Source organism: Shinella fusca, assembly GCF_014203155.1.
Lineage (GTDB): Bacteria > Pseudomonadota > Alphaproteobacteria > Rhizobiales > Rhizobiaceae > Shinella > Shinella fusca.
In genome coordinates this window covers 103,109-124,829 of sequence record NZ_JACHIK010000007.1, presented here as the reverse complement: position 1 = coordinate 124,829, position 21,721 = coordinate 103,109, and the positions used below count along the sequence as shown (strand labels likewise).

Below are 21,721 nucleotides of genomic sequence, written 5' to 3'. Positions count from 1 at the left end.
AAGAGGCAGAAAACGTCCCGTGGCTTATGTGCGCATCGCGCGGGCGACGCAAGAGTGCGCCGGAAAGATTCTGTTTCGCCGAAAGCGCGCTGGCAGGCGAATCGCAGGCAACAAAAAAGCCCGGCAAGCCGGGCTTTTTGGCAGGTTCCGGAAAGACCGGAACGGAATTTGGTGCCCAGAAGAGGACTCGAACCTCCACACCCTTTCGAGTACCAGCACCTGAAGCTGGCGCGTCTACCAATTCCGCCATCTGGGCGACGGAGACGCATGTAGAAGGAGCGCCCGCCGGTGTCAACAGGCTTTTTGAAGTTTTCGCAACAGCTTGGCGAAAAGCCGCTCAGCGGCTCACCGCCCAGGCACGGATGCGCGAGAGCCCCGCCTCCAGGAGGCGGGCGGCGGCGGCCTCGTCGGCGGCCTCCACGTAGCAGCGCATTTCCGGCGCATTGCCGGACGGGCGGAAATGGATGACGCTCGCGTCTTCCAGCGTCACGCGCAGCCCGTCGATGTCGCTCGTCTTCGCCGGCACGCCGATCGGCGCGAGGAAGGCCGCAAGCGGGCCCGGCCCGGAGCGCAGCTCGGCCATCAGCTCGGCGCTCGTCTCGACCGGGAAATCCTCCAGCCGGTCGCTGGCGGCGGCCGGCAGGGCGAAGCCGCGCGTAATCTGCGAAAGCGGCGCCTTGCCGCCGGCCGCCAGCGAAAGGACGGCGAGGATCGGCATCAGGCTGTCGCGGGTCGGCAGCGGGGCGAGCGTATGTCCGTTGACGGAAAAGGGGGTCGCGGTCAGCGTGCCGCCGTTCGCCTCGAAGCCCACCACCGCCTTTTCGCCCGCGGCGACCGCCTCGTTCATGGCGGCGATCACGAAGGGCGAGCCGACGCGGGTGCGCAGCACCCTGGCCGTGACGGCCGCCTCTATGCCGGAATTGGAGGTGACCGGGGTGGCCAACGCCTCTGCGCCGAGGAAGCGGGCCGCGATCAGCCCGACGAGGTCGCCGCGGATGGGCGTGCCTGTCTCGTCGGTAACGAGCGGCCGGTCGCCGTCGCCGTCGGCCGAGACGACCGCATCGAGCCCGTGTTCGAGCGCCCAGCCCTGCAGCAGCGCGACGGTCTCGGCGGAGACCGCCTCGGTATCCACCGGAATGAAAGTTTCCGAACGGCCGAGCGCCACGACGTCCGCGCCATAGTGGGTGAGGACCGAGACGAAGAGATCGCGGGCCACCGTGGAATGCTGGTAGACGCCGACCCGCAGGGTCGAAAGGCTGCCTTCCGGCAGGAGCGCGCGGTTGCGGGTCTCGTAAAGATCGGTGGCGGCAGCGCCGAGGTCTTCCGCCGTCTCCTGCGCGGCGATGGGCATGCCCTCGGCGCGGATCGACGCGGCCGCGGCGGTGATCGCGGCCTCGTCCGCCTTGTCGATCTCGCCGTCCGGCCGGTAGAACTTGATGCCGTTGCGGTCGGCGGGGATGTGCGAGCCCGTCACCATCAGCGCCGCCGCATGGCGCTTCAGGCCGAGCAGGGCGAGCGCGGGCGTCGGCAGGGTGCCGCAGTCGCGCGGGGCAAGGCCGGCCTTGCGGAGCGCGGCGATGGCGATGGCGGAAATGGCCGGGCTCGATGCGCGGAAATCGCGGCCGACCAGAACCTCGTCACCCGGCCGGGCAAGGCCGGACTGCAGGAGATGCCGGGCGAAGGCGGCCGCATAGAGCGCGGTCGCCGGCCCCTCGAGATCGACCGAAAGCCCCCTGAGGCCGCTGGTTCCGAATTTCAGGCTCATTCGATACCTCTCCTGTCCCTTGCGGGCGCGTGCCGCGCCATGGATCCATGTGCGCGATCACGAATAAAACAAAAAGTGCGCCCGTAATACGCGATAGGGACGTGACAGGGAAATATCCCGCCAGGATAGAGAGGATCAACATGTCGAAGATTCGAAATCTTGTTTTCGGTTGCGCGATGGGGATCGCCTCCGCCGTCGCGCCCATGGGTGCGGCCGAGGCCGTTCCGCTGGCCGTGCCGGACATGAACGTCCAGACGAAGAGCGACGTCACGCAGGCGCAGGTGGAATTCTGCGTCGGCTACGGATGCCGGCCGCGCTACTACCACCGCCGTTACTACCGCCCGCACTACGGCTACGAGCGGCGCTACTATCGCCCCCGCTGGGAGCGGCCGCGCTACTATGGCGGCGGACGCCGGGCGCATGTGAACTGGTGCCTCAACCGCTACCGCACCTACGACCCCGCGACCAACCGTTACCATGCGGGCGGCGGGATCTACCGGGTCTGCCATTCGCCCTATCGGTGAGCGGCAGGCAAGGATGCAAACGGCGGCGGGCTTCGGCCCGCCGTCTTCGTTTCAGCCCTGCGTGTGGTCCGCCCGGTCGGTATGGCCGAGGTCGCGGCCCGGCTCGATGACGTCGCGCACCCGCTGCTTCAGTTCCTTGGGGCCGGGGAAGCCGCCGTCGCGCTTGCGCTCCCAGACAAGCACCTCGCCGACGCGGATCTCGAAATTGCCGCCGGTTCCGGGGATCAGCGCGACCTCTCCGAGCGCATCGGAAAAGGTCGACAGAAGCTCCTGCGCCATCCAGCCGGCCCGCAGCAGCCAGTTGCACTGGGTGCAGTAAAGGATCGAGACGCGCGGTTTTTCGTCGGACATGACATCTCTCCATGGTGGGCGGGAAAGCATAAAGCAGGCGGCGCCTTTTGGCACGCGGCTGATTGCGATCCGCTCACGAAAAAGTCAACTTAATTTATCATGTTTTGTCGGCGCCCGTCTTGCCCCCGTCACCGGCCTGCCGGAGAGAGGGCGAACGCAACATTCCGACAGGAGATTCCATGACCGAGATCGCCACCGACCGTCCCCGCCTCATCGTGCCCGCCCTCGGGCGCGTCTATTCGGCATTGGGCGAAGGGGCCGAGACGCTGCTGCGCGTTGCCGCCGGCCTGCTGCTCGCCACGCACGGCTACGGCAAGATCCTCGATCCGTTCGGCGCGAGCGGCATGGTGGAAAGCCTCGGCTTCTATCCGGGCGCATTCTGGTCGCCGCTGCTTTCGGCCACCGAGTTCTTCGGCGGCATCCTCATCGCCATCGGCCTTCTCACCCGCCCGGCCGCCTTCGCCGGCATGATCGTGCTCGCCGTCACCGTCTATTTCCACGGCATCGTGCAGGATCAGGGCCTGATGGGCGCAGAGAAATCCATCCTGTGGACGCTGATCCTGTTCTTCTTCGCAGTGCGCGGCGCCAACCGCCATTCGCTCGACGCCAGGCTCGGCCGTCAGTTCTGATCCGTCGTCTCGAGCGGTTGCGGCCTTGGCCGCAGCCGCGCCTTGACCAGGGCGGTCAGCGTCTCCGCCTCGAAGGGCTTCGTGACGACCGGGACGACCTCGAAGCCGGTGACGCCGCCGCGCTGGATCTCCGAAATGGTCGTCAGAAGCAGCGGCACGCCCTTGTCGACCAGCCGCCGGATGCGCGCGAGCGTTTCCGCGGTTTCGCCCGGCACGTCGAGCAGGCAGAGATCGACATCGGCAAGCGCCGCTAAATCCCAATGGTCGACCTGTTCGGGCCGCTGCAGGGTGACGCGGCAATCGAATGCCGCCTTGATCAGATATTCCGCATCGAGCGCGATCAGGAATTCGGGCTCGGCGATCAAGATGTGCGGAAGATCGGTCTTCATGGTGCCGCACTCCTATCCATAGCGGACCGCCGCAAATCGCGGCGGTTCGGGAGGCGGACTGTGTGTCCGGGCCATTTTGCTGTCATTTAAAAAAGACATAGCAAGAGCGGAACAAGGACGGTCCCGCGACGTTCCCCCCGCCAGCCGGGGGAAACGGGGAACGGGGCACGATGGCAGGCGAGACGACGCGCGGACACCAGACGAAATGGCAGACGCCCTGCCAGCAATGTCCCCTCAGGAGCCTTCCGACCTTCCGGGATTTTTCAGCGAAGGAACTGGACTTCGTCGCGCAGTTCAAGCGCGGGGAGCTTTCGGTCGAGCGCGGCGCGACCGTGCTCGTGGAGGGCATGCACAGCGCCCATCTCTTCACCCTGCTCTCGGGCTGGGCCTTCCGCTACAAGCTGCTGACGGACGGGCGGCGGCAGATCATGAACTATGTGCTCCCCGGCGACCTCGTCGGGCTCCAGGGCAGCCTGATGGGCGAGATGGACCATTCGGTGGAGGCGCTGACGCCGGTGACGCTCTGCGTCTTCGAGCGCGCCCAGCTCGGCAGGCTCTTCGAGCGCCACGCCTCGCTTGCCTACGACCTCACCTGGATCGCCGCGCAGGAGGAAAGCATCCTCGACGAGCACCTGCTCAGTATCGGCCGGCGCACGGCGCTGGAGCGCACCGCCTATCTCCTGTCCTTCATCCACCAGCGGGCGCGCGCGACGGGCGCTGCCGGCGGGCGGCGTGTCATCCCCATCACCCAGCAGCATATCGCCGACACGCTCGGCCTGTCGCTCGTCCACACGAACAAGACGCTGCGCAAGCTCGCCGACCGCAAGCTGATGCGCTGGCAGGACCGGGGCTGCGAGATCCTCGATGCGGACGGCCTGCTCGCCCTTTCGGGCTGGGAAGGGCTGAAGCGCGAGCCCCGCCCCTTCATATAGCGTCAGGCGACGTCCCAATGCAGCGGGAACATCGGGTCGAACACCGTCACCGGCCCCGCGCCCGTCTCGATCTTCGCCGGGAAGGCGACCGGCTCGGCGCGCCGGACGAGGCGGATCGTCTCCTCGTTCGCCGGCAGGCCGTACCAGGCCGGACCGTTCAGCGAGGCGAAGGCCTCCAGCCGCGCAAGCGCGTCCTCTTCCTCGAAGACATGGGCAAGGCAGCTCATCGTGTTGATCGAGGTGTAGATGCCGGCGCAGCCGCAGGCGCATTCCTTGAGCGGATCGACATGCGGGGCCGAATCCGTGCCGAGGAAGAAACGCGTGTCGCCGGACGTGGCGGCAGCGCGCAGCGCCAGCCGGTGCTCCTCGCGCTTGGCGACGGGCAGGCAATAATAATGCGGCTTGATGCCGCCGACGAGGATGGCGTTGCGGTTGATGATGAGGTGGTGCGTGGTGATCGAGCCGGCAAGGTTCGCGCTCGACGCCTTGATGTAGTCGACGCCGTTCTTCGTCGTGACATGCTCCATAGTCACGCGCAGCTCCGGCAGGCGCCGGCGCAGCGGGTCGAGCACCGTCTCGATGAACACGGCCTCGCGGTCGAAGATATCGACCTCCGGCGTCGTCACCTCGCCGTGCACGCAGAGCGTCAGGCCGATCTCCGCCATGCGCTCCAGCACGGGCATCGCCTTTTCGATGTCGCGCACGCCGCCGTGCGAATTGGTCGTCGCGCCGGCCGGGTAGAGTTTTACCGCGCGGATCAGGCCGCTGCGGAAACCGGCTTCCACGTCGTCCGGGTCGGTGTGCTCGGTGAGGTAGAGTGTCATCAGCGGCTCGAAGCGGTCGCCTTTCGGCAGCGCGGCGAGGATGCGGTCGCGATAGGCGCCGGCATCGGCGGTGGTGACGACCGGCGGCACGAGGTTCGGCATGATGATCGCACGGGCGAAATGGCGGCTGGTATCGCCGATCACGCCTTCCAGCATGGCTCCGTCGCGCAGGTGCAGGTGCCAGTCGTCCGGCCGGCGGATGGTGAGTTCTGTGGTCATGGGCGTCACTTCCTATCTTCACGGCTGCGATAGCACCCGTGGCGACGAAGGACAATCGCCTCAGAAAAGGTCGAGATGAAGGTCGGCGGGCCGGGAATTCTCGAGGATGCGCTTTCCGTTCGGCAGGTCGTTGCCGTAGAGCTTCCACTGGATCTCGTCCGCCGGCAACGCATAGCCCAGCCAGCGCTGGCGCAGCCGTTCCTCCAGCACCTTGTAGGGCGGGCCGACGAAGATGGTGAAGTCGAAGACGCCGTCGAGCCTGTCCCAGGGCGCATCCCTGAAGAGCAGGTAATTGCCCTCCGCGAGGACGAAGCGCGTCTCCAGCGGGATCGCGCGGGCGGCGTTGACGGCAAGCTCGCGCGAGCGGTCGAAGACCGGCACCAGCACCTCGCCCTCGGCCCGCTTCAGCGCGTTGACGATATCGACGAAGCCGCGGCCGTCGAAGCTCTCCGGCACGCCCTTGCGCTGCAGGAGGCCGCGTTCGGCAAGGATGGCGTTATCCATGTGGAAGCCGTCCATCGGCAGGATCTCGGCGCTCTCGCCGCGGGCGAGGAGGTTTTCCCGCAGCGCCTCGGCAAGCGTCGACTTGCCGGCGGCCGGCGGGCCGGCGAGACCGACGAGGAAGCGGCGCGCGTTCCCCGCGCGCCGCTGGAGTGCATCCACGATCGTGGCAGGCGATATCATGCGGCGACGGCCTCCGAGGGCGCCTTTGCCCCGGTCATGAAGGCGACGGCGTCGGACATGGTGTAGTCCTTCGGGTTGATGACCGTCAACCGCCGGCCCAGCCGGTGGATATGTATACGGTCGGCCACCTCGAAGACATGCGGCATGTTGTGCGAGATGAGCACGATGGGGATGCCGCGCCGGCGCACGTCGAGGATGAGTTCCAGGACGCGCCGGCTTTCCTTGACGCCGAGCGCGGCCGTCGGTTCGTCGAGGATGATGACCTTGGAGCCGAAGGCGGCCGCGCGCGCCACCGCCACGCCCTGGCGCTGGCCGCCCGAGAGCGTTTCCACCGCCTGGTTGATGTTCTGGATCGTCATCAGGCCGAGCTCGGAGAGCTTGTCGCGGGCGAATTTCTCCATCGCGCCGCGGTCGAGCTTGCGCAGGACGCTGCCCATGATGCCGGGCTTCCTGATCTCGCGGCCGAGGAACATGTTGTCGGCGATCGACAGCGCCGGCGAGAGCGCGAGGTTCTGGTAGACGGTCTCGATGCCGGCCTTGCGCGCCTCGATGGGCGAGCGGAAGGTGACGGGCCTGCCTTCCAGCCTGATCTCGCCCTCGTCCGGCGTGATGGCGCCGGAGATCGCCTTGATCATGGAGGACTTGCCCGCGCCGTTGTCGCCGATCACGGCGAGGATTTCGCCGGGATAGAGGTCGAAATCCGCATTGTCGAGGGCGGTGACGCGGCCGTAGCGCTTGACGAGGCCGCGGGCGGAGAGAATGGGTTCCTGTGCCATCAGCCTGCTACCTTTCTGATCCACTGGTCGATTGCGACTGCCGAGATGATGAGGACGCCGATCAGGAGATAGGTCCATTGCGGGTCCGTGCCGACGAGGCGAAGGCCGAGCGAGAAGACGCCGACGATGAGCGCGCCGAACAGCATGCCGAGGATGGAGCCGCGCCCGCCGAAGAGCGAGATGCCGCCGATCACCACGGCGGTGATCGATTCGATATTGGCGAACTGGCCGGCGGTCGGGGAGACCGAGCCGATACGGCCGATGAGCGTCCAGCCCGCCAGCGCGCAGATGAGGCCGGAGAGCGTGTAGATCGAGACCAGCATGCGCTTGACGTTGACGCCGGCAAGCTCCGCCGCGTCCGGGTCGTCGCCGACCGCATAGACGTGCCGGCCCCAGGCCGTGTGGTTCAGCACGTACCAGAGCACCGCCACGAGCAGCACCATGGCGACGACGCCGTAGGTGAGGACCGCGTTTCCGAGGCGCAGGTTCTCGCCGAAAAGCTGGAGAAGCGGCGCCTGCGCGGAGATGTCCTGCGAGCGGATCGTCTCGTTGGCCGAATAGAGGAAGTTCGAGGCGAGGACGATCTGCCACATGCCGAGCGTGACGATGAAGGGCGGCAGCTTCATGCGAGCGACGAGGATGCCGTTGATATAGCCGCAGAGCGCCCCGCAGGCGAAGCCGCAGAGCACGGCGAGCGACGGCGGCAGGCCGTAGCGGAAGGTGAACTGGCCCATGACGACCGAGGTCAGCACCATGATCGCGCCGACCGAGAGGTCGATGCCGGCCGTCAGGATCACCAGCGTCTGCGCCGCGCCGACGATGCCGGTGATGGCCACCTGCTGGAGGATGAGCGTCAGCGTGAAGGCGGAGAAGAACTTGCCGCCGAGCAGGACGCCGAACACAGCCACCGAAATGACGAGCACGATGAGCGGCACGGCAGAAGGACTGCCGTGGAGGAAATGCTGGAATTTCTGGATGGGTGTCTTGTCGTGGGTATCGAAGGACGCGACCTGCGTGGAACTGCCGGTCAGCACCTTCTCGAATTCCTGCGCAGGTTGCGAACCCTGCGGGGGCTGCGAGCCCTGCGGGGGCTGCGAGGCCGTCGTTGTCTCGCTCATGATCCTGTTCCTCCCCTTCCGTTTGCCGACCGTCGCGGCATCTGCGGATGAAATGATACACGGACGCATCGCCGGTGCCGCTTTGCGCGCACCCGCCGCGTCATGCGGCCACTCCTCCCCTTGCGGAAGGATGCGGCCCGCCGCCGTCCCCCGCCCTGGAAAGGTGCCCACGTCTATTCGCGATTGTCAAAACAAAGGGTGCGTTTGCCGGGCCGTTCGCCCGCGCCACCCGATCCGTCCGTGGCGGATGGCCGGCCCGGTCATGCCGGGCCGGCGCTTCAGGGCATCAGCCCCAGCACTTGTCCTTGCCGGTCTTGGTGTCGATGGATTCGACGCCGGCGGCCGGCTTGTCGGTCACGAGCGCGACGCCCGTGTCGAAGAAGTTCTTGCCTTCGGTGGCCTGCGGCTTCTCGCCGGTGTCGGCGAACTTCTTGATGGCCTCGATGCCGAGCGCCGCCATCATCAGCGGATACTGCTGCGAGGTCGCGCCGATGACGCCGTCGATGACGTTCTGCACGCCCGGGCAACCGCCGTCGACCGACACGATCAGCACGTCCTTCTCCTTGCCGACGGCCTTCAGCGCTTCATAGGCGCCGGCAGCGGCCGGTTCGTTGATGGTGTGCACGACGTTGATGGACGGATCCTTCTGCAGGAGGTTTTCCATGGCGGTGCGCCCGCCTTCCTCGTTGCCGTTGGTCACGTCGTGGCCGACGATGCGCGGATCGTCCTCGTCGCCGATCTTGTTGATGTCCTTCACGTCGATGCCGAAGCCCTTCATGAAGCCCTGGTCGCGCAGGACGTCGACGGTCGGCTGGCTCGGCGTCAGGTCGAGGAAGGCGACCCTGGCGTCCTTGGCGGCATCGCCCAGCGTGGCGGCGGCCCACTTGCCGATCAGTTCGCCGGCCAGCAGGTTGTCGGTGGCGAACGTCATGTCGGCGGCGTCGATCGGCTCGAGCGGCGTGTCGAGGGCGATGACGAGCAGGCCCGCGTCACGCGCCTTCTGGACCGTCGGGACGATGCCCTTCGTGTCGGAGGCGGTGATCAGGATACCCTTGGCGCCGTCGGCGATGCAGGTCTCGATGGCGGCGACCTGGCTTTCCGAATCACCGTCGATCTTGCCGGCATAGGCCTTCAGCGTGACGCCGAGTTCCTTGGCTTTCGCCTCGGCGCCTTCCTTCATCTTGACGAAGAAGGGATTGGTATCGGTCTTGGTGATGAGGCAGGCGCTGACATCGGCGGCCGAAACCGGCGAGGCAAAGGCCACGCCAAGCGCGAGCGCGCCGAGAGCGGCGGAAACGATGGTCTTCTTCATGTGATCCTCCCAAGGACAAAACGGGATGCGCCCCTCTCCTGGGGCCATCCGGTCGCAGGGGCCGCAGGTCTCCTCCTGCCGTCCGTGCTTCCGGGGATAAAAAGAGCACCAAAGGAAATGCCTGTCAATAAATAAATCGAGTTGAATTATTAATTCGATGTGGCATGCTTTCACGAAACAGGGGCGAAAAGCCCGGGCTGTGACGTTTCCGGTGGAAGAGGCGGATGCCAGCCAATAAAAGACCGAAGGGGCGCCGGACGCCCGGACGGCACGGGAGGAGACGATGACGAAGAATGCCGCGACGGCACCCGCCGCGACGGCCGAAATCCTCGACCCGAGCGGGGGCGCCAACCAGGTGCGCGTGCGCGCCTACAACGAGCGCCTCGTCATGTCGCTGGTGCGCCGGCACGGCAGCCTTTCCAAGGCCGACATCGCCCGGCGCAGCGGCCTTTCCGCCCAGACCGTCACCGTCATCATGCGCGCGCTGGAGGCCGAGGGGCTGCTGACGCGCGGCGAGCCGATGCGCGGCCGGGTCGGCCAGCCCTCCGTGCCGATGCGGCTCAACCCGGACGCCGTCTATTCGCTCGGCCTGAAGATCGGCCGGCGCAGCGCCGACCTCGTCCTCATGGACTTCGTCGGCGGCATCCGCCGGCGGGTACGCCGCAGCTTCTCCCATCCCATGCCCGGCCCGCTGCTCGCCTTCGTGGAAGATGGCCTTGCCGAGCTGGAGGCCTCGATCACGCCGGAAGAGCGCGGCCGCATCGCCGGCCTCGGCGTCGCCGCGCCCTTCGAGCTGTGGAGCTGGGCGAGCGAGGTCGGCGCGCCGCAGGCCGAGATGGACCAGTGGCGCGGCTTCGATCTCGAAGCGGAAATCGCCGCGCGCGTGCCCTATCCGGTGGTGCTGCAGAACGACGCGACGAGTGCCTGCGCGGCCGAGCTCGTCTTCGGCCGCGGCCCGCAATATCCCGATTTTCTCTATCTCTTCATCGGCTCCTTCATCGGCGGCGGCGTGGTGCTCAATTCGGCGCTCTTCACCGGCCGCACCGGCACGGCCGGCGCCATCGGCCCGCTGCCCGTACAGGGCCGCGACGGCCAGACGGTGCAGCTCCTCAAGATCGCCTCGATCTATCGGCTGGAAAACCTCCTGCGCGAGCACGGCATCGATCCCAAGCCGCTCTGGTACTCGCCCGACGACTGGATCGATTTCGGCGTGCCGCTGGAACTGTGGATCGAGGACAGCGCCGCCGCGCTCGCCCAGGCCGTCGTCGCCTCCGCCTCGGTCATCGACTTTTCCGCCGTCGTCATCGACGGCGGCTTTCCCGGCTGGGTGCGCGAGCGGGTCGTCGCGGCGACGCAGGCCGCCATCGCCCGGCTCGACCTGCAGGGCGTCACCCTGCCGGAGGTCATCGAGGGCGCGGTCGGCAGCAGCGCCCGCTCGATCGGCGGGGCGAGCCTGCCGCTCTTCTCCCGCTATCTTCCGGACCAGAACGTCCTCTTCAAGGAGCTTGCCTAATGCTGAAAGGGATCGATCCCATCCTGAGCCCCGAACTGCTCGCCACGCTGCGCGCCATGGGCCACGGCGACGAGATCGCCATCGTCGACGGCAACTATCCCGGCGTCGAGCATGCCCGTAGGCTGATCCGCCTCGACGGTGTGACGCTGCTTCCCGTGCTGAACGCCATCCTCTCGGTGATGCCCGTCGACGATTTCGTCGAGGAGGCGATCTTCCGCTCCACCTTCCGCCAGGAGCGTGACCGGCTGGAGCCCGTCCACCGCGAGATGATCGACTGCTGCGCCCGCCACGAACCGGACCGCAATGTCGTGCCCCTCGTCGGCGCGGATTTCTACAACCGCGTGCGCGCCGCCCATACGCTGGTGCAGACAAGCGAGCCGCGGCTCTACGCCAACATCATCCTGCGCAAGGGCGTGATCTACCCCTGACGCCAGCGGCGGCGTGCCGTGCGGTGTGGATCCTCGGGTCAAGCCCGAGGATGACGAAAGAAGAAAGGTATGGCGGACGGAAGCAGCGGTTCCGCATGCTGTCGCTTGATGCACGGGCAGCCTCTCCCCCTCTCCGTCATCCTCGGGCTTGACCCGAGGATCCACGCCCCACGGCACACCACCGCCCTATTCCATCCGGGACACTTGAACGCGGCCGGGCGGCGTGGTTGTCTCGCGCGACGGGCAGAAGGAGAGACGGATGCGGGTTCTGGTGGTGGAAAACGACAGGGTGACGCTGCTCGGGCAGATCGGCATCGCCCTTGACGAAGCGGGCGCCGAACTCGACATCTGCCGCCCCCATGCGGGCGAGGCCCTGCCGGCGGACGATGCCGGCCACGACGCCATCGTCGTCATGGGCGGGCCGCAGAATGCCCGCGACGACGAGCGCCATGCCTATCTGCCGGCGCTCGCCGCGCTGATGCGCCGCTTCGGCGATGCCGACAAGTCGGTGCTCGGCGTCTGCCTCGGCAGCCAGTTGCTGGCCCGGGCCTACGGCGCGGAGAACCTGATCGGCGCGGCGCCGGAATTCGGCTGGTGCAGCGTCGCCCTGACGCCGGACGGCGCGGGCGATCCCGTCCTGTCGGCCGCCGCCGGCGCCTTCCCGATCTTCCAGTGGCACAGCGACACCTTCACCCTGCCCGAGGGCGCCGTGCGTCTTGCCGCGAACCCGGCGGCGGAGAACCAGGCGTTCCGCATCGGCCGCGCCGTCTACGGCACGCAGTTCCATTTCGAGGCGAGCCGCCCGGTGGTCGACGAATGGGCGCGGACCTTCCCCGCCGTAATGGCCGAGACTGCGCCCGGCTGGATCGACCAGCGCGAAATCCACGCCGCCGAAATGGGCCCGGCGGCCGACGCCACCGGCCTTGCGCTCGCCCGCGCCTGGGTGGCGACCATCGCCGCCGGCAAGGCCCGCCGCGTCGCCTAGACCATCGCGGCGAACCGCGCCGCAGCGGCATGCAGCACCTCCGGCGCAAAGCCGGAAAAGCCGACGACGAGGCCCTGCCGCGCCGGCCCGGTGACCGCCATGGCCGACAGCGCCCGCGCGCCGAGCCCCGCCATCCGCGCCATCTCCACCGCAGCCACGTCATCGAGCGCGGCGGGCAGGCCGGCGACGAGGTGGAGGCCCTGGTCCGGCACGTCCACCGTGAGGTCTCCCGCCGTCCTGAGCCCGGCCACCAGCGCATCGCGCGCGGCTTCGGCGCGCCGCCGCGCCCGGCGCAGATGGGCGGCGAAATGGCCCTCGCGGAGAAGATCGGCCAGCGCCGCCTCGGGCAGGGTCGGCGGGCCGCGGTCGCTGCGCGCGCGCAGCGCCACGAGCGGTTCGAGCAGCGCGTCGGGAATCACGGCATAGCCGAGCCGCAGGCCGGGGAAGAGCACCTTGGAGAAGGTACCGAGATAGACGACCCGGCCGCTGCCGTCCATGCCCTGCATGGCGGCGAGCGGCGGGCCGGCGAAGCGGAACTCGCTGTCGTAGTCGTCCTCGACGATCCAGCCGCCCGTCTCGCGCGCCCAGTCGATGAGGGCGAGGCGCCGGCGCATGCTCATCGTCACGCCGAGCGGGAACTGGTGCGAGGGCGTGACATAGACGGCGCGCGCGCCGGGCACCGCCTTCGCGATATCCGCCCCCTCGCCGTCCACGGCAAGGCCCGAGACGGCAAGGCCGCTGCCCAAAAAGGCGGCGCGGGCGCTCGGATAGCAGGGATCCTCGATCATCACCCGGTCGCCGGGGGAAAGCGCCGTGCGGATGAAGAGGTCGATGCCCTGCTGCGTGCCGGTGGTGACGACCACCGAGCGCGCCTCGCAGCGCACGCCCCGCGCCTGCCGCAGATAGGCCGCGACCGCCTCGCGCAGGCCCGCGCCGCCGCGCGGGTCGCCATAGGAGAAATGCTCCGGCCCCGGACGGGCGAGGTGGCGCGCCAGCAGCGTGCGGAAGAGGCCGAGCGTACGCGCATCGGCCATGGCGACGCCGAGCGTGCCCGGCAGCGGCGGCCTCGGTGCCGCGCTTTCCGCAGCAATGGGCGCGGCCGGCTTCAGGCTGGGCACGCGGTCGGCGACGAAGGTGCCGGCGCCGGTGCGCGCAACGGCGTAGCCCTCGGCGATCAGCGTCTCGAAGGCGGCGACCACGCTGCCGCGCGAGACCTTCAGCCGCCGGGCGAGATCGCGCGTCGGCGGCAGCTTGCTGCCGGGCGGCACCGCGCCCGTCTCGATCAGCCGCCGCAGTTCCCGGTAGAGCGCCGGCGTGCGCCCGCCCGCTTCGGGCAGCACGGGCACGAGCGCCGACCAATCCGGACGATTGGTCCGGATTTTTTCATCATTATTGGTGCTTTTCCGATCCAATGCCATGGCGCACCATGGCGGCACCGTTCGAGAAAGGCAAGCCCCGCATGACCGCCGATACCGCCTACCCCGTCACCCCGCGCAACCGCGTCAAGCGCCTCCACGAGCGCGCCAGCTACGACCGCGCCGCCGTCCACGCCGTCCTCGATGCCGCCATGCTCTGCCATGTCGCCTATGTCATCGACGGCCAGCCCTATGCGACACCGACGCTGTTCTGGCGCCGGGGCGACACGCTCTACTGGCACGGCTCGTCCGCCAGCCGCATGCTGCGGCATTTGAAAGCCGGCACGCCCGCCTGCCTCACCGTCGCCCATCTCGACGGGCTGGTGCTTGCCCGCTCCGGCTTCAACCATTCGGCCAACTACCGCTCCGCCATGTGCTTCGGCACGGCGCGGCTGGTGGAGGACCCGGAGGAAAAGATCGAGGCGATGCGCGACGTCGTCGACCGCTTCTATCCCGGCCGCAGCGCGCTCCTGCGCCCGCTGACGACGCAGGAGGCGAAGGCGACCACGATCATCGAAATGCCCATCGAGGAGGCGGCCGCCAAGGTGCGTGCCAAGGGCGTCGGCGACGACGAGGACGATTTCGCCCTGCCGATCTGGGCCGGCGTCATTCCGGTGACGACCGTGCTCGGCGCGGCCGAGACCTGTCCGCGGCTCGTCGACGGCGTCGGGAAGCCGCAAACGCTGTCGATCTTCCCCGAGGGCGGGCGGCTCGACGCGGCCTTGCGGGAAGGCCAGCGCCTCTACGAAGAGCCCTGATTACTGGATGGGACGCGGGATCGGGATCGGCACGATGGCCGGCAGGCCGACCGCCGCGTCCATCGCCATGCCGGCGGCAAGGCCCGCATCGTCCGCCCCGGCGGAGAAGGCGAGCGCCGTCGACGTGCCGCCGTTGCCGCGATAGGTCGCTTCCGCCTCGGACGCGGGCGAATCGCTCGCCAGCACCGCGCTGCACGCCTTCGGCAGGTCGGAGAGCGTGACGAAATGCGGCTTGACGGGCTTGGCGTCCTTCTTCGGCTTGGGCTTTGCCCAGGGCTCCTTGGTGAACCACCAGGCGAGCGAGGCGTCGCAGCCGTCGCCCGGCGGCACCTTGGCCTGCGGCTTGCAGCCGGCCGCGCCCTCCGGGCACTTGATGCGGATGTGGAAATGCTCGTCGTGGCCGTAGATCGGCCGCACCTTGCCGAGTGCCGAGCGGTCGCCCCGCCAGGTCTCGCAGAGCTTCTTCTTGATCGCCGGATTGACGAAGACGCGCTCGACCTCAGGATAGCTCGCCGCCATCATGACGAGGCGCGCGCGGGTCTCGGTCCAGCGGCGCGGATCGACAGTCAGGAACTTGCTCTTGTCGAGCATGGAGGTGAAGGGCAGCGCCTCCCGCTCGGCGGCGGACATGCGATGGTCCGGCATCGGCGTGAACCAGATGTCGGCATCGAGCCCGACCTGGTGGGAGGCATGGCCGTTCAGCATCGGCCCGCCGCGCGGTTGGGAGATGTCGCCGAGGAGAAGCCCCGGCCAGCCGATCTTGCTGCGCGCATCCTGCGAGAACCGCTCGATGAGCGCGATCATGGCCGGGTGTCCCCAGCGGCGGTTGCGCGAAAGGCGCATCGCCTGCCAGGTCGGCCCGTCCGTGGGGATCGCCACGGCACCGGCGATGCAGCCCCTTGCATAGGAGCCGTAGGGGCTCGTGACCATCTTCGCCGGCAGGCGCTGGGCGCCGAAGAGCTCCCTGGCGGGACGCTCCTCTGCCGCAAGCGGGCTTGCGAGAGTCGCGAGCGCCAGGGCGGCGGCAAGAGAGGTTTTCAGGCGGGAAAGGGGAAGATGCGCAGGCATTGTCCGGTCTCGAAAGTCGCAATCGTTGCGAAAGGTTAAAGGATCATCCTTTCGCAGTCGTGAATCGGCCCCCATAGGTGCGGCAAAAACCGCCGCTTTGATGGCAGGCTGTCAATTGCCCGGATTTTGCCTATTCTCTCGCCCATGCTTCGGCATGGCAACGAAAGGGAACGGGCATATGCAGGCAGCCTTCGCAAGAGTCGTATTCGCGGTCGCCCTCGGGCTTTGCGCCACGGGGGCACAGGGCGCAAGGGCCGAGGATGCGGCGCCCGTCTGGCGCACCGGCATTTCCACGATCGGCGAATTGAAACACCCGGACGGCTTTGCCCATTTCGACTATGCCAATCCCGACGCGCCGAAGGGCGGCGAGCTGAAGCTTTCGGAAACCGGCACCTACGACACGTTCAACCCGGTCCTCGCCAAGGGCGAGGCGGCGACGGGCGTGACCTCGCTCGTCTTCGACACGCTGCTGAAATCGGCCGAGGACGAGATCACCGCCGCCTACGGCCTGCTCGCCGAGGGCGTTTCCTATCCCGACGACATCTCCTCCGCCACCTTCCGCCTCAGGGCGGAGGCGAAATGGGCGGACGGCCAGCCGGTGACACCCGAGGACGTCGTCTATTCCTTCGACATGGTGAAGGCGCACAATCCGCTCTTCGCCAACTATTACCGCCACGTCGTTTCGGCCGAAAAGACCGGCGAGCGCGACGTCACCTTCCGCTTCGACGAGACGAACAACCACGAGCTGCCCAATATCCTCGGCCAGTTCCCGATCATCCCGAAACACTGGTGGGAGGGCACCGACGCCAAGGGCAACAAGCGCGATATCGCCCGCACGACGCTGGAGCCGGTGATGGGCTCCGGGCCGTACAGGATCGCCTCCTTCCAGGCCGGCGGCTCCATCCGCTTCGAGCTGCGCGACGACTACTGGGGCAAGGACCTCAACGTGAATGTCGGCCAGAACAATTTCGGCACGATCACCTATACGTTCTTCGGTGACAAGAACGTGGAGTTCGAGGCCTTCCGCGCCGGAAACGTCGATTTCTACCAGGACAACAGCGCCAGCCACTGGGCGACGGCCTATGATTTCCCGGCCATGCAGGACGGGCGCGTGGTGCGCGAGCAGATCGAGAACCCGCGCCGCGCCACCGGCGTCATGCAGGCCTTCGTGCCGAACCTCCGGCGCGAGCAGTTCAAGGACCAGCGCGTGCGCGAGGCGCTGAACTACGCCTTCGATTTCGAGGACCTCAACCGCAACCTCGCCCACAACGCCTACCAGCGCGTCGACAGTTATTTCTGGGGTACGGAGCTCGCCTCTTCCGGCCTGCCGGAGGGCCGCGAGAAGGAAATCCTCGAAGGGCTGAAGGACAAGGTCCCCGCCGAGGTCTTCACGACGCCCTACACAAACCCCGTCAACGGCGACCCGCAGAAGGTGCGCGAGAACCTGCGCAAGGCGCTCACGCTCTTCAAGGAGGCCGGCTACGAGCTCAAGGGCAACAAGCTGGTGGAGACGAAGACGGGCAAACCCTTCGGCTTCGAGATCCTGCTCTCCAATCCCTCCTTCGAGCGGACGGTGACGCCCTTCGTCAACAGCGTGAAGAAGATCGGCATCGACGCGCGCATCCGCACGGTCGACGCCTCGCAATACACCAACCGCGTGCGCAGCTTCGACTACGACATGATCTACGGCATCTGGGCGCAGTCGCTGGTGCCCGGCAACGAGCAGAGCGACTACTGGGGCTCGTCCTCGGTCGGGCAGGAAGGCTCGAAGAACTATGCCGGCATCGCCGATCCGGCCATCGACGAGCTGATCAAGAAGATCGTCTTCGCGCCGAACCGCGACGAGCTGGTGGCGACGACCCGGGCGCTCGACCGCGTGCTCCTCGCCCACCACTACGTCATCCCGCTCTTCTATTCCAAGACGATCAACATCGCCTACTGGAAGCAGCTCGCCCGGCCGCAGGAACTGCCCTATTACGGGCTCGGCTTCCCGGATGTCTGGTGGTCGAAGAACGCCGGCAAATGAGCCGGGGCTTGCGCCGTGCGGCGTCCTCGGCTCCATATGGGCGGGAACGAATCACCGCCGCGCGCGGCGGCAGAACGGAAGGGTTGGGCTTGACCGACAGGACTGGGCCAAGACGGAAAGACCGGCGGCACGCGCCGGCGGGCGGGCGCTGATGGGCGCCTATATCCTGCGCCGCCTGCTGCTGATGATCCCGACGATCTTCGGCATCATGGCGATCTCCTTCGCCATCGTGCAGTTCGCACCGGGCGGCCCCGTCGAGCAGGTCATCGCCGACCTCACCAGCCAGGGCTCCGGCGACCGGCTCTCCGGCGGCACGGACATGACGCAGGAGACCGGAGGCGACGGCGCCTATCGCGGCGCGCGCGGCCTCGATCCCGAATTCATCGCCAAGCTGGAAAAGCAGTTCGGCTTCGACAAGCCGCCGCTCGAGCGCTTCCTGACGATGATGTGGGACTATATGCGCTTCGACTTCGGCGAGAGCTTCTTCCGCAATACCTCGGTGGTCGACCTCATCGCGCAGAAAATGCCGGTCTCCATCTCGCTCGGCGTGTGGATCCTCATCTTCTCCTATGCCATCTCCATTCCGCTCGGCATCAAGAAGGCGGTGAAGGACGGCTCGGCCTTCGACGTGTGGACCTCCGGCATCATCATCGTCGGCTATGCCGTGCCGAGCTTCCTTTTCGGCATCCTTCTGATCGTGCTCTTCGCCGGTGGCTCGTTCCTCGACTGGTTCCCGCTGCGCGGTATCGTCTCGGACAATTTCGACAGCCTTTCCTGGTGGCAGAAGCCGCTCGACTACATGTGGCACATGACGCTGCCGCTGATCACGCTGCTGCTCTCCGCCTTCGCGACGACGACGCTTCTGACGAAGAACTCCTTCATCGACGAGATCAAGAAGCAGTATGTGACGACGGCGCGCGCGAAAGGCCTCACCGAGAGCCAGGTGCTCTACCGCCATGTCTTCCGCAACGCCATGCTGATCATCATCGCCGGCTTTCCGGGCGCCTTCATCTCGGCCTTCTTCACCGGCTCGCTGCTCATCGAATATATCTTCTCGCTCGACGGGCTCGGCCGGCTCGGCTACGATTCCATCGTCCGGCGCGACTATCCGATCGTCTTCGCCACGCTCTTCATCTTCTCGCTGATGGGCCTCGTCGTCTCCCTCGTCTCCGACCTCATCTATACCTGGGTCGACCCGCGCATCGACTTCGAGCGGAGGGACGTGTGATGAGCGCCGTCACGGACACGCCCCCCGTCGCTCCCCCGCGGAAGGGCCTGCTCTCGCCGACCAACAGGCGGCGCTGGGAGAATTTCCGGGCGAACCGGCGCGGCTACTGGTCGCTGTGGATCTTCCTCGTCATCTTCGTCCTCAGCCTCTTTGCCGAATTCATCGCCAACGACCGGCCGATCCTCGCCTCCTACAAGGGCGAGCTGCTCTTTCCCGTCGTGATCGACTATCCGGAGGAAAAGTTCGGCGGGTTCCTCGCCGAGACCGACTACCGCTCCGATTTCATCACCGACGAGATCGAGGCGAACGGCTGGATGATCTGGCCGCCGATCCGCTATTCCTACAGCACCACCAATTCCAACATCCCCCATTCCGCGCCGACGCCGCCCTTCTGGCTGATGGGCGGAGAAGAGCGTTGCGCCGGCTATCCGGACGGTGCGGCGGATCCCAACTGCAACTGGCACAACCTCAACTGGCTGGGCACCGATGACCAGGCGCGCGACGTTCTCGCCCGCGTCATCTACGGCTTCCGTATCTCGGTGCTCTTCGGCCTGGCACTGACGATCTGCTCGGCGGTCGTCGGGGTTTCGGCCGGCGCCGTGCAGGGCTATTTCGGCGGCTGGACGGACCTCCTGATGCAGCGCTTCATCGAGATATGGTCCTCGATGCCGGTGCTTTACATCCTCCTCATCATCGCCGCCATCCTGCCGCCCGGCTTCTGGATCCTGCTCGGCATCATGCTGCTCTTCTCCTGGGTCGGCTTCGTCGGCGTGGTGCGCGCGGAATTTTTGCGCGCACGCAACTTCGAGTATGTCAGGGCGGCGCGGGCGCTCGGCGTCGGCAATGCGACGATCATGACGCGGCACCTCTTGCCGAATGCCATGGTCGCCACCCTCACCTTCCTGCCCTTCATCCTCTCCGGCTCGATCACCACGCTGACCTCGCTCGATTTCCTCGGCTTCGGCATGCCGCCGGGCTCGCCGTCGCTCGGCGAGCTGATCGCGCAGGGCAAGGAGAACCTCCAGGCGCCGTGGCTCGGCCTTACCGCCTTCGTCGTCATGTCCCTCATGCTGTCGCTGCTGATCTTCGTCGGCGAGGCGACGCGCGACGCCTTCGATCCGAGGAAGACCTTCCGGTGAGCGCTCCCGAAACCATCCTCTCCGTCCGCGATCTCTCCGTCGCCTTCCATCAGGGCGGCAACACGTCGCTCGCCGTCGACCGCGTCTCCTTCGACATCCGGCGCGGCGAGGTCGTGGCGCTGGTCGGCGAATCGGGCTCCGGCAAGTCGGTGACGGCGAACTCGATCCTGAAGCTCCTTCCCTATCCCGCCGCTAGCCACCCCTCCGGCGAGATCGTCTTCAACGGCAGGGACCTCCTTTCCGCCTCCGATGCCGAGCTGCGCGCGGTGCGCGGCAACGACATCACCATGATCTTCCAGGAGCCGATGACCTCGCTCAATCCGCTGCACTCCATCGAGCGGCAGATCGGCGAGATCCTGAAGCTCCACCAGGACATCGAGGGCCCCGCCGCGCGCGTGAAAATCCTCGAACTGCTCAACCAGGTCGGCATCCGCGAGCCGGAAAAGCGGCTCGCCGCCTATCCGCACGAGCTTTCCGGCGGCCAGCGCCAGCGCGTGATGATCGCGATGGCGCTCGCCAACCGCCCGGAACTGCTGATCGCCGACGAGCCGACCACGGCGCTCGACGTCACCGTGCAGGCGCAGATCCTCGAACTCCTGAAAAACCTCAAGGAAGAGCACGGCATGTCCATGCTCTTCATCACCCACGACCTCGGCATCGTGCGCAAGTTCGCCGACCGGGTCTGCGTGATGACCAGGGGGCAGATCGTCGAGACCGGCCCGGTCGAGGAGATCTTCACCAACCCGCAGCACGCCTATACGCGCCACCTGCTCGCCGCCGAGCCGAAGGGCGCGCCGCGGCCCGCGGACGACAGCCAGCCCGTCGTCATCGAGGCGGAGGACGTGAAGGTCTGGTTCCCGATCAAGGCCGGTTTTCTCCGCCGCGTGGTGGAGCATGTGAAGGCCGTCGACGGCATCGACCTCAAGCTGCGCGCCGGCCACACGCTCGGCGTCGTCGGCGAATCGGGCTCCGGCAAGACGACGCTCGGCCTTGCGCTGACGCGGCTCATCTCCTCGAAGGGCCGCATCGCCTTCGTCGGGCAGGACATCGCCGGGCGCACCTTCGCCGAGATGCGGCCCTTGCGCCGGCGCATGCAGATCGTCTTCCAGGACCCCTACGGCTCGCTCTCCCCGCGCATGTCCGTCGCCGACATCGTCGCGGAGGGCCTGAAGATCCACGAGCCGTCGCTTTCCGAGGCCGAGCGCGACCATCGCGTCGCCGCCGCGCTGGAGGAAACCGGCCTCGACCCTTCGACAAGGTGGCGCTACCCGCACGAATTCTCCGGCGGCCAGCGCCAGCGCATCGCGATCGCTCGCGCCATGGTGCTGAAGCCCGAATTCGTCATGCTGGACGAGCCGACCTCCGCGCTCGACATGAGCGTGCAGGCGCAGGTCGTCGAGCTCCTGCGCGACCTTCAGGCGAAGCATAACCTCGCCTATCTCTTCATCAGCCACGACCTCAAGGTCGTGCGCGCGCTCGCCAACGACATCATCGTCATGCGCAGCGGGCGCGTGGTGGAGAAGGGACCGGCAAACGACATCATCGAGCGGCCGGGCGAAGCCTACACGAAGGCCCTGATGGCCGCCGCCTTCAACCTCGAAGCCGTCCGCAGCGAGACGATCAGCCAATAGCAGCAGG

21 protein-coding genes and 1 tRNA gene are annotated in these 21,721 nt (G+C 67.3%); 11 read left to right on the top strand and 11 right to left on the bottom strand.

What is annotated here, in order from left to right; translation table 11 throughout:
• Positions 1–169: 169 nt before the first annotated feature.
• Both HNQ66_RS12205 and HNQ66_RS12200 read right to left on the bottom strand, forming a co-directional pair.
• A tRNA-Leu gene (locus tag HNQ66_RS12205) sits at positions 170–256 on the bottom strand.
• Between the two features lie 81 nt (positions 257–337).
• Positions 338–1,765: a phosphohexomutase domain-containing protein gene (locus tag HNQ66_RS12200; protein ID WP_184144430.1), complete on the bottom strand. Its 1,428-nt coding sequence runs from the start codon at positions 1,763–1,765 to the stop codon at positions 338–340.
• Positions 1,766–1,905: 140 nt separating this feature from the next.
• Between HNQ66_RS12200 and HNQ66_RS12195 the strand changes: the two genes are divergently transcribed.
• Positions 1,906–2,289 carry a BA14K family protein gene (locus tag HNQ66_RS12195; RefSeq protein WP_184144429.1) on the top strand — a complete coding sequence of 128 codons (384 nt, stop codon included), beginning with the start codon at positions 1,906–1,908 and terminating at the stop codon, positions 2,287–2,289.
• A gap of 51 nt (positions 2,290–2,340) precedes the next feature.
• Here the strand turns inward: HNQ66_RS12195 and HNQ66_RS12190 are convergent, their stop codons facing one another.
• A complete protein-coding gene (locus HNQ66_RS12190; RefSeq protein WP_184144428.1) occupies positions 2,341–2,640 on the bottom strand; it encodes an Rdx family protein in 300 nt (99 codons plus the stop codon).
• Between the two features lie 179 nt (positions 2,641–2,819).
• Between HNQ66_RS12190 and HNQ66_RS12185 the strand changes: the two genes are divergently transcribed.
• Positions 2,820–3,269 carry a DoxX family protein gene (locus HNQ66_RS12185; protein ID WP_184144427.1) on the top strand — a complete coding sequence of 150 codons (450 nt, stop codon included), beginning with the start codon at positions 2,820–2,822 and terminating at the stop codon, positions 3,267–3,269.
• On the opposite strand, the gene HNQ66_RS12180 is transcribed toward HNQ66_RS12185, so the two are convergent.
• A complete protein-coding gene (locus HNQ66_RS12180) occupies positions 3,260–3,658 on the bottom strand; it encodes a response regulator transcription factor (protein ID WP_184144426.1) in 399 nt (132 codons plus the stop codon). The genes HNQ66_RS12185 and HNQ66_RS12180 overlap by 10 nt on opposite strands.
• 170 nt (positions 3,659–3,828) lie before the next feature.
• Here HNQ66_RS12180 and HNQ66_RS12175 point away from each other — a divergent pair, with 170 nt between their 5' ends.
• Positions 3,829–4,590 carry a Crp/Fnr family transcriptional regulator gene (locus tag HNQ66_RS12175; RefSeq protein WP_184144425.1) on the top strand — a complete coding sequence of 254 codons (762 nt, stop codon included), beginning with the start codon at positions 3,829–3,831 and terminating at the stop codon, positions 4,588–4,590.
• 2 nt (positions 4,591–4,592) lie between these two features.
• Here the strand turns inward: HNQ66_RS12175 and pyrC are convergent, their stop codons facing one another.
• The 5 genes from pyrC to HNQ66_RS12150 all read right to left on the bottom strand — a co-directional run bounded on the left by pyrC (position 4,593) and on the right by HNQ66_RS12150 (position 9,523).
• Positions 4,593–5,633 carry a dihydroorotase gene (gene pyrC / locus HNQ66_RS12170; RefSeq protein ID WP_184144424.1) on the bottom strand — a complete coding sequence of 347 codons (1,041 nt, stop codon included), beginning with the start codon at positions 5,631–5,633 and terminating at the stop codon, positions 4,593–4,595.
• Positions 5,634–5,693: 60 nt separating this feature from the next.
• Positions 5,694–6,317 (bottom strand): nucleoside triphosphate hydrolase, encoded by a 624-nt coding sequence (locus HNQ66_RS12165; RefSeq protein ID WP_184144423.1) that lies wholly within the window; start codon positions 6,315–6,317, stop codon positions 5,694–5,696.
• On the bottom strand, positions 6,314–7,093 hold the full coding sequence (locus HNQ66_RS12160; RefSeq protein WP_184144422.1) for an ATP-binding cassette domain-containing protein: 780 nt from the start codon (positions 7,091–7,093) through the stop codon (positions 6,314–6,316). Before HNQ66_RS12160 ends, HNQ66_RS12165 begins: the two co-directional genes overlap by 4 nt.
• Positions 7,093–8,211 (bottom strand): ABC transporter permease, encoded by a 1,119-nt coding sequence (locus tag HNQ66_RS12155; protein ID WP_184144421.1) that lies wholly within the window; start codon positions 8,209–8,211, stop codon positions 7,093–7,095. Before HNQ66_RS12155 ends, HNQ66_RS12160 begins: the two co-directional genes overlap by 1 nt.
• A 286-nt stretch (positions 8,212–8,497) precedes the next feature.
• Positions 8,498–9,523 carry a sugar ABC transporter substrate-binding protein gene (locus tag HNQ66_RS12150; RefSeq protein ID WP_184144420.1) on the bottom strand — a complete coding sequence of 342 codons (1,026 nt, stop codon included), beginning with the start codon at positions 9,521–9,523 and terminating at the stop codon, positions 8,498–8,500.
• A gap of 283 nt (positions 9,524–9,806) precedes the next feature.
• Here HNQ66_RS12150 and HNQ66_RS12145 point away from each other — a divergent pair, with 283 nt between their 5' ends.
• The 3 genes from HNQ66_RS12145 (at position 9,807) to HNQ66_RS12135 (ending at position 12,449) form a co-directional block, all read left to right on the top strand.
• Complete coding sequence (locus HNQ66_RS12145; protein WP_184144419.1) at positions 9,807–11,036, top strand: ROK family transcriptional regulator; 1,230 nt, start codon at positions 9,807–9,809, stop codon at positions 11,034–11,036.
• Positions 11,036–11,464 (top strand): RbsD/FucU family protein, encoded by a 429-nt coding sequence (locus tag HNQ66_RS12140; protein ID WP_184144418.1) that lies wholly within the window; start codon positions 11,036–11,038, stop codon positions 11,462–11,464. Before HNQ66_RS12145 ends, HNQ66_RS12140 begins: the two co-directional genes overlap by 1 nt.
• Before the next feature lie 259 nt (positions 11,465–11,723).
• Positions 11,724–12,449 carry a type 1 glutamine amidotransferase gene (locus tag HNQ66_RS12135; protein ID WP_184144417.1) on the top strand — a complete coding sequence of 242 codons (726 nt, stop codon included), beginning with the start codon at positions 11,724–11,726 and terminating at the stop codon, positions 12,447–12,449.
• On the opposite strand, the gene pdxR is transcribed toward HNQ66_RS12135, so the two are convergent.
• On the bottom strand, positions 12,446–13,795 hold the full coding sequence (gene pdxR, locus HNQ66_RS12130) for a MocR-like pyridoxine biosynthesis transcription factor PdxR (protein ID WP_343059490.1): 1,350 nt from the start codon (positions 13,793–13,795) through the stop codon (positions 12,446–12,448). The two genes, HNQ66_RS12135 and pdxR, sit on opposite strands and share 4 nt — an antisense overlap.
• Positions 13,796–13,908: 113 nt before the next feature.
• On the opposite strand from pdxR, the gene HNQ66_RS12125 reads away from it, so the two are divergent.
• On the top strand, positions 13,909–14,622 hold the full coding sequence (locus tag HNQ66_RS12125) for a pyridoxamine 5'-phosphate oxidase family protein (RefSeq protein WP_184144415.1): 714 nt from the start codon (positions 13,909–13,911) through the stop codon (positions 14,620–14,622).
• Here the strand turns inward: HNQ66_RS12125 and mepA are convergent, their stop codons facing one another.
• Positions 14,623–15,690, bottom strand: a complete 1,068-nt coding sequence (gene mepA / locus HNQ66_RS12120) for a penicillin-insensitive murein endopeptidase (RefSeq protein ID WP_184144414.1) — start codon at positions 15,688–15,690, stop codon at positions 14,623–14,625. It abuts the gene before it with no gap.
• 154 nt (positions 15,691–15,844) lie between these two features.
• On the opposite strand from mepA, the gene HNQ66_RS12115 reads away from it, so the two are divergent.
• The 4 genes from HNQ66_RS12115 to HNQ66_RS12100 all read left to right on the top strand — a co-directional run bounded on the left by HNQ66_RS12115 (position 15,845) and on the right by HNQ66_RS12100 (position 21,714).
• Positions 15,845–17,716 carry an extracellular solute-binding protein gene (locus tag HNQ66_RS12115; protein WP_380779213.1) on the top strand — a complete coding sequence of 624 codons (1,872 nt, stop codon included), beginning with the start codon at positions 15,845–15,847 and terminating at the stop codon, positions 17,714–17,716.
• Positions 17,717–17,867: 151 nt separating this feature from the next.
• Complete coding sequence (locus tag HNQ66_RS12110) at positions 17,868–18,944, top strand: microcin C ABC transporter permease YejB (protein ID WP_184144412.1); 1,077 nt, start codon at positions 17,868–17,870, stop codon at positions 18,942–18,944.
• Positions 18,944–20,083: an ABC transporter permease gene (locus HNQ66_RS12105; protein ID WP_184144411.1), complete on the top strand. Its 1,140-nt coding sequence runs from the start codon at positions 18,944–18,946 to the stop codon at positions 20,081–20,083. Before HNQ66_RS12110 ends, HNQ66_RS12105 begins: the two co-directional genes overlap by 1 nt.
• Positions 20,080–21,714 carry a dipeptide ABC transporter ATP-binding protein gene (locus HNQ66_RS12100; RefSeq protein WP_184144410.1) on the top strand — a complete coding sequence of 545 codons (1,635 nt, stop codon included), beginning with the start codon at positions 20,080–20,082 and terminating at the stop codon, positions 21,712–21,714. The genes HNQ66_RS12105 and HNQ66_RS12100 overlap by 4 nt, the downstream gene beginning before the upstream one ends.
• Positions 21,715–21,721 lie beyond the last annotated feature (7 nt).